This window comes from Alteromonas sp. K632G (assembly GCF_017653625.1).
Lineage (GTDB): Bacteria > Pseudomonadota > Gammaproteobacteria > Enterobacterales > Alteromonadaceae > Alteromonas > Alteromonas naphthalenivorans.
Window position 1 is genome coordinate 1 of record NZ_JAGGDM010000004.1, and the last position, 14,271, is coordinate 14,271.

General features: G+C 43.2%; 12 protein-coding genes. 4 read left to right on the forward strand and 8 right to left on the reverse strand.

Annotated elements, in window-relative coordinates; genetic code table 11:
* Window positions 1-209: 209 nt before the first annotated feature.
* On the reverse strand, window positions 210-2,156 hold the full coding sequence (locus J5X92_RS05280) for a tetratricopeptide repeat-containing diguanylate cyclase (protein WP_208804913.1): 1,947 nt from the start codon (window positions 2,154-2,156) through the stop codon (window positions 210-212).
* A 372-nt stretch (window positions 2,157-2,528) separates the two neighbouring features.
* Here J5X92_RS05280 and J5X92_RS05285 point away from each other — a divergent pair, with 372 nt between their 5' ends.
* Window positions 2,529-3,884 carry a diguanylate cyclase gene (locus J5X92_RS05285; RefSeq protein ID WP_244360298.1) on the forward strand — a complete coding sequence of 452 codons (1,356 nt, stop codon included), beginning with the start codon at window positions 2,529-2,531 and terminating at the stop codon, window positions 3,882-3,884.
* Between the two features lie 118 nt (window positions 3,885-4,002).
* Here the strand turns inward: J5X92_RS05285 and J5X92_RS05290 are convergent, their stop codons facing one another.
* Genes J5X92_RS05290 through xdhA form a run of 7 tightly spaced genes read right to left on the reverse strand, consistent with a single transcriptional unit; the run spans window position 4,003 to window position 12,019 of the window.
* Window positions 4,003-5,220, reverse strand: a complete 1,218-nt coding sequence (locus J5X92_RS05290) for a urate hydroxylase PuuD (RefSeq protein WP_208804916.1) — start codon at window positions 5,218-5,220, stop codon at window positions 4,003-4,005.
* Window positions 5,207-6,523, reverse strand: a complete 1,317-nt coding sequence (gene guaD, locus J5X92_RS05295) for a guanine deaminase (protein ID WP_126873639.1) — start codon at window positions 6,521-6,523, stop codon at window positions 5,207-5,209. Before guaD ends, J5X92_RS05290 begins: the two co-directional genes overlap by 14 nt.
* A gap of 5 nt (window positions 6,524-6,528) precedes the next feature.
* Window positions 6,529-6,849 carry a hydroxyisourate hydrolase gene (gene uraH, locus J5X92_RS05300; RefSeq protein WP_126873641.1) on the reverse strand — a complete coding sequence of 107 codons (321 nt, stop codon included), beginning with the start codon at window positions 6,847-6,849 and terminating at the stop codon, window positions 6,529-6,531.
* The gene (gene uraD, locus J5X92_RS05305) at window positions 6,849-7,367 is read right to left on the reverse strand and encodes a 2-oxo-4-hydroxy-4-carboxy-5-ureidoimidazoline decarboxylase (RefSeq protein ID WP_126873643.1); all 519 of its coding nucleotides are present in this window, start codon (window positions 7,365-7,367) and stop codon (window positions 6,849-6,851) included. Before uraD ends, uraH begins: the two co-directional genes overlap by 1 nt.
* Window positions 7,364-8,218, reverse strand: a complete 855-nt coding sequence (gene xdhC / locus J5X92_RS05310; RefSeq protein WP_126873644.1) for a xanthine dehydrogenase accessory protein XdhC — start codon at window positions 8,216-8,218, stop codon at window positions 7,364-7,366. The genes uraD and xdhC overlap by 4 nt, the downstream gene beginning before the upstream one ends.
* Window positions 8,215-10,551, reverse strand: coding sequence for a xanthine dehydrogenase molybdopterin binding subunit (xdhB, locus tag J5X92_RS05315; RefSeq protein ID WP_126873646.1), 2,337 nt, complete (start codon window positions 10,549-10,551; stop codon window positions 8,215-8,217). Before xdhB ends, xdhC begins: the two co-directional genes overlap by 4 nt.
* A complete protein-coding gene (gene xdhA, locus J5X92_RS05320) occupies window positions 10,544-12,019 on the reverse strand; it encodes a xanthine dehydrogenase small subunit (RefSeq protein WP_126873648.1) in 1,476 nt (491 codons plus the stop codon). The genes xdhB and xdhA overlap by 8 nt, the downstream gene beginning before the upstream one ends.
* 309 nt (window positions 12,020-12,328) lie before the next feature.
* On the opposite strand from xdhA, the gene J5X92_RS05325 reads away from it, so the two are divergent.
* The 3 genes from J5X92_RS05325 to J5X92_RS05335 are packed head-to-tail and all read left to right on the forward strand — an operon-like array spanning window position 12,329 to window position 14,213.
* Window positions 12,329-12,988: a TetR family transcriptional regulator C-terminal domain-containing protein gene (locus J5X92_RS05325; RefSeq protein ID WP_126873650.1), complete on the forward strand. Its 660-nt coding sequence runs from the start codon at window positions 12,329-12,331 to the stop codon at window positions 12,986-12,988.
* Window positions 12,978-13,904 carry an allantoinase PuuE gene (gene puuE, locus J5X92_RS05330; RefSeq protein ID WP_126873652.1) on the forward strand — a complete coding sequence of 309 codons (927 nt, stop codon included), beginning with the start codon at window positions 12,978-12,980 and terminating at the stop codon, window positions 13,902-13,904. Before J5X92_RS05325 ends, puuE begins: the two co-directional genes overlap by 11 nt.
* A gap of 51 nt (window positions 13,905-13,955) precedes the next feature.
* A complete protein-coding gene (locus J5X92_RS05335; RefSeq protein WP_126873654.1) occupies window positions 13,956-14,213 on the forward strand; it encodes a DUF3862 domain-containing protein in 258 nt (85 codons plus the stop codon).
* Window positions 14,214-14,271 lie beyond the last annotated feature (58 nt).

Consider the following 14,271-nt stretch of genomic DNA (forward strand, 5'->3'; position numbering starts at 1 on the left):
TTTAGCAACTGGCTGATATGCTATTTACGACAAAATCGCTCGGTAATTAGACCGACACAATCCCTTGGTAATCACACTAGTACAAATTATGTTGTACAAATTATGTTGTACAAATTATGTGATAGAACGGTGTTTGTACCATCTGATTCATGTCTTGACATGGTAGAGGTCCCCTGTTCGAATCAGGGTAGTCGCACCATTTCTTAGATTCAATTTATTATCACCTGATTTCTACCGTTTTCTTTTGCCTGATATAGCGCATTATCGGCATGCTTAATTAATGTATCTAATGATTTGTTAGATTTATTCCCAAGCGATACCCCAACGCTAAACGTCATGCTTAAATCTTCCTCAAGGGCATCAATGTTGTTGCAGTACTTTTGATAAGTTGCAGCTAGCTTTTCAAACATCAGTCGAACCACTTTTTCGTCCGACGAATGTAAAATGAATAACCATTCCTCGCCGCCGTAACGGCCAAAATCATCATGTTTAGACAGTGTCTCTTTTGCAGCATTGGCAAAAGCAATCAGCACTAAATCACCCACATCGTGTCCATACTCGTCGTTAATTCTTTTAAAGTAATCTAAATCAACGATGGCGATGGTTATGTTTTGTTGGGCAAGTTTAGAGTTGGCAGTAGCCAATATTCCCCGACGATTAAGACAGTTTGCTAGGTGATCAGTGGATGCCATACGATGATATTTTTTTCGTTGGCGTGATTGTCTGTAAACTAAAAGCGAGGCGACAAGAACTAAAATAAAAGCGATGGTAGCACTTAAGCGCCATATGATTTTTTGCTGATATTCCTCTTTAGCTTGATGGTTACTAATATCTTTTTCGTATTCTAACTTACGGATTGTGTCTTCTTTTTCTTTTACTTCAAACTTTACTTGTAAGGCTTTAATGTTACTTTCGCTCGTGGCCTCGAAGTGTTTTTTAGTATAAAAAAACTTTTTTTCTATGGCATCAAATGCTTCATCAGTACGATTAAGTTTTCGCTTTAATTCGTATCTTTCACCAAAAAATTCCGCTTTATAAATACTACGGCTAAATTTATCTATGATGAGAAAAACGTCATCATTAATTTTATTAGCTTTCTCTAATGCATCTTGTTTTATATATACATTGCTTAGCAAAATCATCGAAGCAAGTTGCATATCATTAATGCCCGCTGACATAGCAAGCTCGATATTTTCTTTAGCTAATATCTGCGCGCTATCGTAATGGGCCTGAAGATATTGAATATTTGCAATTGAGTATTGGGCAAAAGCGAGCCCCTTGTTCATATTAACTTTTTTAAAATAGGCTAATGCTTTGTTTAGATAGACTAATGCGCTTTGTGGGTCGCCAGTCTCAAGAAGTATATTACCCAAGCTCCAATACGCTTTTGCCGTAAAAAGCCCATCATTTGTTTTCTCGAATGTCTCTACGGCCTTTTTCGCGTAACTTACCGCTTTGTCCTCATCTTCCTCTAAGTACCCATAGGCATCGGCTATCTTTCTGTAAAAATAGCCTTGCGAAGGAATGTCATCGCTTTTTATTGCTAATTCAAGACCTTCTAACGCGGCACTCAGCGTTTTTCTCAACGCATCATCAGCCGTATAGTAATAAGCTAACGCGCGAAAAATAATAATTTTTTCATTTACTGAGTGTTGCGAAATTTGCGCTTCTAGCTTTTTAGAAAGATTTTTTGCTGGGGTGGAATCATCTAATCTGGTAAGAGCTTTTAGTTTTGTCTCTAAGAACAGTAGATAAATATCTTTTCGATTTATTAATTCTTTGTGATTTAAATAGTGTGATAAATGAGCCGTTAAATCAGCATATTTTTCTTGTCTAAAGAGGAGTTCAGAATAGAGCGCTGCTGCTTCTAGGTGAAGCTCCTCCCAGCCTTGTTCCTGACTTACTTTAAAGGCACTTTCTAATTTTTCTTTGTTACGCAGGTAATCAAGTTTGTTTTGCCTAATGTCATTAATAACGCTGCGTGTACTTTCAAAGTCGGGAACGCCTAAAAATGGGTTTGAAGCGCTTTCGGATGCACAACTAGTTTGAGTCACAGACATTTGAGTCAAGCATAAGAAAAGTAAGATCGCCCAAGCGTTACGCCAACGCCCGTTAAATAACCCTTTATTCTGCAATTTCTTATTGATAATTATCACTTGTAAACCAGTAGATATTTATTGCACCTAGCACTGTAGCATTAGCCGAAAAATTAATGGCTTATGCTTAGAAAGTAATACTTACTCAATTGTTATAAATTGAACATATATTGTTTGCATCATGGTTGTAAAATTACATACCTAGTTTGCTTTGTGAACGCTACAAATAGCAGGGTTATCTCTACTCATCAGTCATAGCATCTAATTCTCTGTATCAAGGTTGCCAACCTTACCTTTGTCAAAAAAGCTTCAATTATTACGTTAATAAAGTGTAATGCATCATAATCCAACGCAATCTGAAAATGTTGACTACACTTGAAGTTTACATTGGATTTGTAGCGTAGCGGGTAGTGAATGGATAGTGCGGGGCTAATGAGAGAAAAGGATATTTTTGAAAAAACATTTGAACAATGTGGCGTAGGATTAGCGCATGTTAGCCCGCATGGTGACCTTATCCGTGTGAACAGTAAGCTAAGTGGTTTTTTAGGATATGATAGCGCGACACTTGTTAAAATGTCGTTTCAAAGCATTACAGAAGCTTCACACGTTCAAGAGGATTTATACCTTCTTCACCAAGTGCTTCGCGGCGAAATAGACACTTACAGCATAGAAAAAAAATACATTCATGCTAAAGGTCATCACGTTTGGGCAAAATTAACGGTTTCTTTGGTTCGTGATGAAAGCGGAGAGCCTGATTATTTTATCTCGGTCGTCGAAGATATCGATGATAAGAAACGCATTGAATCAGAGCTATATAAAGCAGAGGCGCTTTTCAGTAAAATAGTGGCCGCGTTTTCTGCGCATTCTTTTGTTTGGGTTGCGAACCCAGAACTAACCCGCCTTCATTACATTAACGAAGGTTATCGTAATATTTACGGGCGTGATGAATATGAATTGCATGCTAAGCCCGATGCGTTTTTGTCTTATGTGCATGAAGACGATCGTTTGCTTGTAGAAAAGGTATATGAAGCGAAACCGTTAGAAAGTTGGGACTTACAATATCGCATCAAAAATAGTAGCGCAGAGATAAAGTATATTCACGATAGGGGCATGCCACTATTTGACGAGAACGGGCAACAGATACTGGTGGTAGGCACTGCGGACGATGTTTCTCATGAAAAAGAGCAACAGCAAACATTGTTAGAGGCTATTTCTAAACTTGAGTATCTTTCCAAGACAGATTCACTCACCGGCATTTCAAATAGACGAGAAATGTTCATTCAACTAGATAGAGAAATACAACGAATGAACCGCGGTCAGAAACCGTCAACGCTTGTATTTATCGACCTAAACGACTTCAAAAGTATCAATGACACCTTTGGCCATAAAGCCGGAGATAGAGCATTGGTGGGTTTTTCAGACATTATGAAAAATACCCTGCGAGAAACCGACCGTTTTGCTCGCTTAGGCGGCGATGAATTTGTTGTGCTTTTATTTGGTTCAGATGACGCCGATGCCGAGGTGTTTTTCGAACGCTTAGCAGAAACCTCATTCGATATTGAATTTGGCCGTGAGTTTGACAGTGAATTAGCAGATTCCGACGCTAACCAAGACAGTCGCGTGAATAGTGGAAGTGATGGTATCACTACCACCGGAACCTCTCTGTCATTTAGCTTGGGCTGGCACACGTGGGATGCAAATATTGTGACGGCACAAAACTGGGTAGATGCCGCTGATGAAGCCATGTATAAACAAAAACGCCAGCACAAAAGGCATGCTGACGTTTAAAGATAGGTTGAAACATTGGCTTATTCTAAACTAATCCAATTACGCTAAACCTCTTAACTTAGAAGCAGTGAAGGTATACGATAACATGAATGGCAATGCTACATTGCCCCATCAGATTTTAATTTTCTCTTTTGGCATGCGAAGTAGCAAACCACGCCGCTATTTCAGCCCGCTCTTCCTCTGTCATGCCGGTTTTATTTAAAAATGGCATGTCTTTGGTCACGGTAGTGCGTCTTACTAACTGAGGCGCATACCGCGTGATACCTTCCCAGCTATCTAACACCACACCTAATGGCGCAACTTTAAAAATTTCATCGGTAGGGGTGCGTGAATGACAGCCTACACAATGGGTATTCACAAGCTCGGCCACGCGTTCATCAGTTACCACGGCTACACTTTCATTTTCAGTACCCGCTACCTCAACATTCGCTGGCGTTTTCGGCCACGAAACCCATAACGCAATGGCAAGCATAGCAACAGCACCTGTGACTAATATCGATGGTTTAGTTTTGCCAACATGACGTAGGTTGAAGAAGTGACGAATCCATGCGGCAGCCGCCATTAGCGCAATAAGCACTAACCAATTTTGCTCGTGTTGATAAGTCATAGGGTAATGGTTTGAAATCATGATGAACAATAACGGCAAGGTGAAGTAGTTATTGTGCATGGAACGCAATTTAGCGCCCGCGCCCCATTGAGGGTCGATACTTTCTTTCGCTTGTACTGCAGCAACCATTTTACGTTGGTTGGGCATAATGTTGAAAAACACATTACCCACCATAATGGTGCCAATTAATGCCCCAACATGAATGTAAGCGCCGCGGCCGCTAAACCATTGTGTTGAAAGGTAAGTGACTACACAAATAAGCGTAACCAAACATAACGCAAAAACAATAGGATATTTAGCTAGCGGGCTTCTACAGGCAAATTCGTAAATGGCTATGCCGCCAAAAATAAGCCCTAAACCTAACGAAATAGCAGTAGTAGGCGACATATTATTAACTTGAGGGTCAATCAAGTATGCCGAAGCACCAAAGTAATACACAATAATGAGTAGCGCAAAGCCTGATAGCCAAGTGGTGTAAGCTTCCCATTTAAACCAGTGTAGGGTTTCAGGCATTTTTTCTGGGCCATAAGCATATTTGGCTACTTCATAAAAGCCGCCGCCATGTATCGCCCATAAGTCGCCTTTTATGCCTTTATCTTCTTTCCACTTAGGTGGGGTGCGCAAATTATTGTCTAACCAGACAAAATAGAACGACGCACCAATCCACGCCACACCGGCAATTACGTGAAACCAGCGTACAAATAAGCTTATCCAATCAAGCCATGGCATAGTGTGTTTCCTTCTTATTATAACAACATTGACCGCTTATCCAGGTTTCTGCAATAGCGCGATCATCACCCAAAATACTGAGTGCAAAAAAGACATCGTCAAATTCTGCATTGGGCTTAATTCGTAATTCCATGAGTTCATCGTAACGGGGCGTTACAATAATAAAATCGGCAACCGTATTAGGGTTTAAGTTTCCAATTTCGTCATCGAGTTTATGTGCTACCGCAGCGCCTTGGGTCATTAAGTAAAACCCTTCAATAGGATCGATAGGCGCGTGGCGCAATTGGCTAACCTTATAGGCATCGCCGTAGGTTTTTAACATACTAAAGCTCGTACCTGCGCCTACATCGGTAGCTAATGCAACATGCACATTATTGGCTCGTGCGGTTTGCAAATCAAACAATCCGCTCCCCAAGAATAGGTTTGATGTGGGGCAAAACGCCAATGTAGCGTCTGCTTCACCTAAGCGCTGCCATTCTTCGCTAGAAAGGTGAATACCATGACCGAACACCGCGCGTGGGCGCACTAAATTGTACTTATCGTAAACATCTAAATAGCCAGATGCTTTCGGGAATAAAGATTTCACCCATGCAATTTCATCTACATTTTCAGACAAATGGGTTTGCACAAAGACATCTTTGTATTGGGTTGCCAGTTCACCTAAAGCGGCCAATTGCGCCTCTGAGCTAGTCGGCGCAAACCTTGGGGTTATTGCATAGCGATTTCGGCCTGTGTTGTGCCATTTTTCTATTAATACAGCACTGTCTTTTTGGGCGGTTTCTGGGCAATCTTGTAAGTCTGCAGGGCAGTTTCTGTCCATACACACTTTACCTGCCACAATAGCCATGTCTATTTCGCTGGCGGCACTGAATAAGGCGTTACAACATCCTTGGTGTACCGATGAAAAAACGAAGCCAGTGGTCGTGCCGTTTTTCAACAACTGTTGCAAAAACACCTTGGCAATCTTTTGGGCATGTTCCACGTTAGCAAACTGTTTTTCGGTAGGAAATGTATAGTTTTCAAGCCAACTTAATAATTGCTCGCCATAGCTAGCAATACTTTCAGTTTGCGGGTAGTGCAAGTGGCTGTCGATTAACCCAGGTAAAATCCAGCTGTCTTTATGATCATGTAACAATGCATTGGGGTACTGCTCACGCATGCTAGAAAACGAGCCAGTGGCGATAATTTTTTTACCATCTATTACCAAGCCGCCATCGTGAATAACGACAATATCTTCGGCAAACGTGGATGACGCAGTATTAGGCGTTGGAAAGTGTGCAATATTCGCACGAAAAAGCTGCATTATAATTAGCTGCCTCTGTAACTGCTAAAACCAAAAGGAGAGATAAGCAAAGGCACATGGTAATGGCCGCCGTCGCTTTCAAGTTCAAACGCAATATCAATATGAGGGTAAAAACTCTTGCCATGTGTAGCAATTAAGTAGTCATGGCTATGAAAACGCAGTGTATACACACCTGCTTCAAACTTCTGACCCCATTGATTGAAACGTCCATCGTTATCGGTTTTACCAGTAAGTACGTCGCCATTAGGCAAGGTAAGGGTAAGCGCAATGCCTTCAACGGGTTTGCCCGATGTAGTATCTAATACATGACTTGATAAGGTATTCATTAATTTTCGTCCTTGGCAGTTAACGCTTTGTCTATGCGCAACAGGGTAATTTTAATTTGTTCTTGGGCGGCGGTGCGAATTTCTTCATCGGTGCTGTTCGGTAATCGCGTTTGCAAGGCGTTAAGCATCGCGTCGGCCGAAAGCCCAGTGGCACAAATGATGAAAATAAAACCATGCTTATCAAGATACGCTTGATTCGCTTCTTTTAATGTAAGCAGCGTCGCTTCTGATGCACTGGCTGTGCCTGATTGTTCGCCGCTGGCTATGGTTTTCGTGTTGGCAAACTTTTTACGCAACGAATCAACATCGCCAATCATTGGATGGGCGGTGAAAGCCTCTAAAAAATCGTCTTTGCCGCATTTTGACCAAGCGGTTTTCGCATATTCTTTTACATCGTTAGCGGTGTCAAAAGGGCGGCCGTTAACCATGCTATATATCCACGACTGTGCTGCGCAGGTTTGTTGAAACCAATCGCTAGCATCGCTGGCCGATAGGGTATTAAGTTCGTTTAAGGTCATACATTATGTTCCTTAGTGTTAAATCTATCGGCGTTAGTCACCGTAGCACCTTCAACATTGTCTTCACCGGCGTGTAAACGCTGAATAATTTGTGAAGCAATTGATACCGCCACTTCAATAGGACGCTTGCCGGGTATTGAAGTATCGCCAATAGGGGTTGCTAATCGAGCTAAGTCATTTTCATCAAAACCGCGATGTTCCAATTTAGTGATAAAACGCTTGGCTTTGGTTTGTGAACCAATAAGGCCAACAAAGGGCAACGCAGGGTATTTTAATGCTTGCTCGGTAATGCGGTAATCGAGCTGATGATCGTGAGTTAATATTACTAACCAGGTGTTTTCTTCCAGCCCACGCACTTCAGTCTCTGGCGCTTCTTCTACCACCATTTTTACGTTTGCTGGTAGCGGGTGGCTGAACAAATCTTCACGGCTATCAATCCAGGAAATACGAAGTGGAAGCTGGGCCAAAATAGGTACTAAAGCTTTTGCTACATGCCCTGCGCCAAAAATAGCGATGTGCTGCGCATGGCGATTGCACACTTCAAACAATACTTTAACAGCGCCGCCACAGCATTGGCCTAGCTTACTGCTAAGAGGGTATGAGCGTATTTCGGTGCTAGTATTATTTTTACCACGAGTACCGCCACTTAGCATCTCACGGGCTGTGTTGATTGCATCGAACTCTAAATGCCCGCCGCCAATGGTATCTATGCTTTGTGCATCGGTAACTACCATTTTGCTACCGGCTTCACGGGGAGTAGAGCCAGCAATACTAATCACCGTCACAATAACGTAGGGCGCACCGTCTTGTTGACACTGCGCTACCGCTTCATACCAGGTACTCGCTTTCATTGCTGTGCCTGTTGCAACTGCATTACAGCATTCAGTACACGCTCTGGCGTGGCTGGTGTATCTAGTTGCGGGTCTTGGGTGTAACCAGAAATACTTGAAATGGCATCTTTCAAAGCACACCATACTGAAATTGCTAGCATAAATGGCGGTTCACCTACCGCTTTTGAATGGTAAATACTGTCCTCAGCATTTTCTCTGCCAAACAGTTTTACATCAAAATGTTTAGGGGTATCGCCAATAGCAGGAATTTTGTAGGTGGCCATGTTTTCACTGGTTAAGCGACCATCATTATTCCACACCAGTTCTTCGGTAGTAAGCCAGCCCATGCCTTGAATAAAGGCACCTTCTATTTGGCCAATATCAATAGCAGGGTTCAAGCTATTACCCACATCATGAAGTACGTCTACTTTATCAACGCAGTACTCACCACTTAAGGTATCAACAGATACTTCACTTACCGACACACCATAAGAGAAATAGAAAAACGGGCGGCCATCGCCAGTTTCGCGATTGTAGTGTATTTTAGGGGTTTTATAGTAGCCATTGGCCGATAATGACACGCGGTCAAAATACGCCACCTGAACTAAATCGCTAAACGCTTTTTGGTGTTCACCTAATACTAAGTTACCGGCAGTAAACTGTACCTTTTCAGCTTGCTCTGGCATGCCTAGCTCGGTAGCAAAGCACAGTGCTAAGCGTTCCTTCAACGTAATACATGCATTTTGCACCGCTTTACCGTTTAGGTCTGTACCGCTCGACGCCGCCGTTGGAGATGTGTTGGGTACTTTATCGGTGCGGGTGGCAGTTACTTCTATCATGTCCATAGACACACCAAATTCATTCGCCGCAATTTGGGCTATTTTGGTGTGCAAGCCTTGGCCCATTTCTGTGCCGCCATGATTCACTTGAATGCTACCGTCAGTATAAATATGTACCAGTGCGCCTGCTTGGTTCAAATGCTTTGCGGTAAAGGAAATACCAAACTTAACCGGAGTCAGAGCTAGGCCTTTCTTAATGACAGGGCTATTGCGGTTAAAGTCGGTAATCGCGTCTCTACGTGCCCAATAATCGGCGTCTTTTTCAAGCTTTGCGATCATTTCTGTCAGTAGGTTGTGCTCTACTTCCATGCCATAAGGAGTAGTGGTACCAGTTTCTGGCCCGTACAAATTTTGTTTACGTACGGTAAGCGGGTCTACTGCTAGCTTGCGTGCCATGGCATCCATCATGGCTTCAGCCATGATCATACCTTGCGGCCCGCCAAAACCACGGTACGCCGTGTGCGATACCATGTTAGTTTGCAAGCGGTGACCTACAATGTTGCTTGCACCTAAAAAGTAACCGTTATCGGCATGAAACATGGCTCTGTCGACAATAGCGTCAGACAAGTCAGGTGAATGCCCACAATTACCGTTTATATCTACTTTTGTGGCAACAATTTTACCGTTTTCGTTAAAGCCAACCTCAAAGCTATTATCGAAAGGATGGCGCTTGCCTGTCACGTGCATATCAGTGCTGCGAGGTAAACGACACTTCACTGCACACTGGTTGCGAGAAGCTAACAAAGACGCTAAACACGCCCACTGAGCGGCTTGGGTTTCTTTACCGCCAAAACCGCCACCCATGCGGCGCATATCTACCATCACATGATGCAGCTTAATATCGAGTACTTCAGCCACTAGCTTTTGCACTTCACTAGGATGTTGGCTTGAGGTATATACCTTCATTCGCCCGTCTTCATCGGGAATGGCAAGCGACACTTGCCCTTCAAGGTACATATGCTCTTGGCCGCCAATAGAAAGGTGGCCTTTACAGCTTAAAGGTGCAGTGGCAAGTTGAGTATCAGCATCACCTTGGCCAAACCTGTGAGTAGGGCGCACAAAGCGTTCATGTTTATGCGCTTCTTCGGTGGTAAATACCGCGGCGGTAGGAATAACCTTAATAGTGCCTTTTAGTGCCGCTTTACGGGCTAAATGTACCGAAGTTGCAAGCACTGCAAAATAAGGCTGGCCGTAAAATTTTACTTCGCCATTAGCGAGAAGGGGGTCGCCTTCAAAAACCGGCCCAATATCTTTATGGCCAGGAACATCGTCGATGGTAATAACATCGACCACACCTTCACTTGCACTTACGGCAGATAAATCTATTGATTCAATAATGCCCGCCGCGCACCTGCTGGTCCCTACAGCGGCGTAAAGCGTGCCTTGCGGCTCTACCAAATCGTCAATATATTTCGCGCTTCCTTGAACCTGTCTGGCAGCACTTTCATGCTTTACCGACGTATGAACAACCTGTGTTGAGGCTGAATCTTTCGCGCTATCGATAAGCTTACGCATGTTGCACCACCCGAGTTTCAATCTTGTTTTTTACATGGCTGCTTGTACCACTGGCTGATTGGCTAGTGTTTTGATGCTCTAGCCAGAATCGATGCCATAAATTAGCCAGTACAGTTTTACGGTATTCTGCACTCGCTCTCACATCATCTATTGGGGAAAATGCTTCGCTTAAAATTTGTTTACCAATACTCAAGCATTCGATACTTGCCCATTGTTTGCCTTTTAATGCGCTATTTAATGCTTCGCAACTAACTGGCGTTGCGGCAACACCACCAAACCCAGTGCTAACGTGTTCAACTTTACCGTCATTCAAGGTTACGTTGAACACAGCACACACGGCAGAAATATCATCTTCCATGCGTTTTGAAATTTTGTACGCGGCCACTAACTCATTGGCCGTCAGGTAGGGTATTTCAATGTCAGATAGCCATTCGCCTTTTCCTAGCGCCGTTTGGCGATAGCCAGTAAAAAACTCACTTACAGGTATAGCGCGAGTTTGTGTACCATTATCAATATGCAGCACGGCCTTTAAGGCTAGCAATACAGGCGGCATATCGCCAATAGGCGAAGCGTTTGCCACGTTACCGCCCAAGGTGGCTTGGTTACGTATTGGCAACGAAGCAAAGCGGGTGATTAATTCTGCTAATTGAGGAAAGTGCCCTAACAAAGGTTGCGTCAAATCACTTAACGGCGTGGTTGCACCAAACGTGATCGAATGTTCGTTTGTAGTGCATCCATTTAATGATTTGACCCCACTTAAACTAATTAGCGTGTTCACATCTTTCAGTTGTTGAGTAAACATCAAGCTTAAGTCGGTGCTACCTGCTACTAAAAGCGCATCTGGGTGCTGAGCGATAGCATTGGCTAAGGCCGAGCGAGAGTCTGGAACAAGTAAATTACTGGAGCCAAGTACGGGGGTAGCGGCTAGTTCCTTCAACGCGCTTAGCGTAGAAGACTCATTACGTGCGAATGTGTCATCAGGCGTGTTTCCACACACAGATAATGCCGCATCAATAATAGGGCGATAGCCAGTGCAGCGGCATAAGTTACCGGACAATGCATGCAATACATCATCGCGATTTGGCGTGCCATCTTGATGATACAACGCAAACATAGACATGATAAACCCTGGCGTACAAAAGCCACACTGCGAACCATGAAAGTCGATAAGTGCTTGTTGTACAGGGTGTAAGGTGTTGTCTTGAGTTAAATGCTCTACCGCAATAAGTTGTTTGCCATGTACAGCCGACATCAAGGTAATACAACTGTTTACCGTGCGGTAATGTAACCCATCGAACTGTGGGTTAGGCTCGGCAATCACTACGGTACATGCACCGCAATCGCCTGCTGCACAACCCTCTTTAGTACCGGTAAGTTTTCTGTGCTCGCGTAAGAATTGAAGTAACGTCAGGTCAGCCCGGGTATCGTCCAATTCAACGAGTTGTTGATTAATAAGAAAGCGAATCATACCCGCACCTCATCACTATTTTCATTGATATATCCATTAATATAACGGTATTCTTGATAGAAAAGTAGACCATTTGGTCAAATAATTGCTTTAAAAAAAAGGCTTCCCTGAGAATAGCCCCTAATTTGGTAAGCAAAACTGCATACTTGTTGGTGTAATACAGGCAAGAATCGTGCAAGGTTGAACATAGAGAACACAAAGTTAAGTAGGGGTAACGGTATAGTGATTACGTTTTCTATTTTACGCTAAAACCGTGATAACGTAATACAAACGGATGCCAGACGTGTAGTGAAGGATAAAAAAATAACGATGACCAAATTAAGAGACACGGACGCAGGCGTAGGTGCCACAAACAAAAGAAATATTCTGCAAGCCGCTGAAAAATGTTTTGCCCAGTTTGGATTTAAGGGCACTGCGGTTCAAAAAATTGCAGATGAAGCGAACCTGCCTAAAACCAATGTGCTTTATTATTTTAAAACGAAGCAAGAATTGTATGTGGCAGTGCTAGAAGAAACATTGTCGTTGTGGAATTCCCATTTCGACAGAGCCACTGTAGATGACGATCCTGCTGAAGTGTTAGCGGCGTACATTACAGAAAAAATGGAAGTATCTCGTACCCATCCACAAGCTTCTAAAATCTTCGCGATGGAAATTATTAACGGTGCGCAGAACTTAACCGGTTATTTTGACGAAGAACATGCCAAATGGATGGAAGGACGATTAGCACTTATCGACCAATGGATTGAAGTAGGTAAACTCCCTCAGCTTGATGGTGAATATTTACTTTACACGATTTGGGCTAGCACCCAGCATTATGCAGACTTCTCCGCTCAAATTACTCGTCTTCGTGGCCGTAAAATGATTAAAGCTGATTTTGAAACGGCCACACGCCAATTAATTCAATTGGTGCTAGGTGGGTGCAACCTGCCAGTGCCAAGTCGTTATATTGAGAATATTGATGCCGAATAATTCCCATACTTACCCTCGCGACCTTATTGGTTACGGGGCTGATGTACCTAAGGCCAATTGGCCGAACGGCGCTAAAATTGCGCTCCAGTTTGTTTTAAATTATGAAGAAGGTGGTGAGAACTGCGTACTACATGGTGATGCGCACTCCGAAACCTTTTTGTCTGAAATTATTGGTGCGCAAGCATTTAATGATAGGCACCTTAGTATGGAGTCTATTTATGAATACGGGAGTCGTGCGGGATTCTGGCGACTTCATCGTTTGCTCACCAGCTACAATATTCCGGTAACGGTTTTTGGTGTCACTATGGCCATGCAACGTCACCCAGATGCCGTGCAAGCCATGTTAGATGCTAAATGGGAAATTGCCAGTCACGCTATGCGTTGGGTTCATTATCAAGATATGGACGAAGAGACTGAACGAAAAGAAATAGACGACGCTATCATGTTGCATGAGCAACTTACTGGTAAGAAACCGGTTGGCTGGTACACGGGGCGAACCAGCCCTAATACGCTCAAATTGATTGCTGAGCGTGATGACATTCTCTACTGCGCCGACTCTTATGCCGACGATTTGCCTTATTTTGATAACCATTACAGCAAACCTCTTTTAATGGTGCCTTATACGCTAGATACCAATGATATGCGTTTTGCTGCCCCACAAGGTTTTAACAGTGGCGAGCAGTTCTTCCAATATCTTAAAGATGCGTTCGACGTGTTGTACGACGAGGGCAGCGAAGCACCTAAGATGCTGTCGATAGGCATGCATTGCCGTATTTTAGGGCGGCCAGCGAGAATGGCGGCGTTAAAACGTTTTATTGAATATGTGCAATCTCATGACAAAGTATGGCTTGCTACCCGTGAAGACATTGCCCGACATTGGCTAGCCGAACATCCTTTAGTTGAAAAATCCCAGTAAAGTGTAAAGCTATAAGAAGCAAGCTACGCTATATAAAGTGGAGATATAAAAATGAAAGTAAAAATTGCCTTATGTTTATTAACTGCGCTCGTATTAACGGGCTGTTCAAAGCTAAATAAAGAGAACTACGACAAATTAAAAATGGGTATGTCTAAAGATGAAGTCTCATCGGTAATTGGGGCGGCAGATAATTGCTCAAAAACCATGGGCGCAGTATCTTGCGTTTGGGGTAACGAAGAAGCGAAGCATGTAAAGATAGTCTTTATGGGCGATAAAGCCGTTACCTTTAGCTACGATGGTTTAGAGTAGGGTTAGCAAGCTCAATTTCTATGAGCTATGTAATCTAAGTTGCCTGAATAGATTACCC

Excerpts from the sequence above, each read along its gene's own strand:
- J5X92_RS05285 (WP_244360298.1), top strand. The coding sequence starts at position 2,529 with ATGAGAGAAAAGGATATTTTTGAAAAAACATTTGAACAATGTGGCGTA.
- J5X92_RS05290 (WP_208804916.1), bottom strand. The coding sequence starts at position 5,220 with ATGCCATGGCTTGATTGGATAAGCTTATTTGTACGCTGGTTTCACGTA.
- guaD (WP_126873639.1), bottom strand. The coding sequence starts at position 6,523 with ATGCAGCTTTTTCGTGCGAATATTGCACACTTTCCAACGCCTAATACT.
- uraH (WP_126873641.1), bottom strand. The coding sequence starts at position 6,849 with ATGAATACCTTATCAAGTCATGTATTAGATACTACATCGGGCAAACCC.
- uraD (WP_126873643.1), bottom strand. The coding sequence starts at position 7,367 with ATGACCTTAAACGAACTTAATACCCTATCGGCCAGCGATGCTAGCGAT.
- xdhC (WP_126873644.1), bottom strand. The coding sequence starts at position 8,218 with ATGAAAGCGAGTACCTGGTATGAAGCGGTAGCGCAGTGTCAACAAGAC.
- xdhB (WP_126873646.1), bottom strand. The coding sequence starts at position 10,551 with ATGCGTAAGCTTATCGATAGCGCGAAAGATTCAGCCTCAACACAGGTT.
- xdhA (WP_126873648.1), bottom strand. The coding sequence starts at position 12,019 with ATGATTCGCTTTCTTATTAATCAACAACTCGTTGAATTGGACGATACC.
- J5X92_RS05325 (WP_126873650.1), top strand. The coding sequence starts at position 12,329 with ATGACCAAATTAAGAGACACGGACGCAGGCGTAGGTGCCACAAACAAA.
- puuE (WP_126873652.1), top strand. The coding sequence starts at position 12,978 with ATGCCGAATAATTCCCATACTTACCCTCGCGACCTTATTGGTTACGGG.
- J5X92_RS05335 (WP_126873654.1), top strand. The coding sequence starts at position 13,956 with ATGAAAGTAAAAATTGCCTTATGTTTATTAACTGCGCTCGTATTAACG.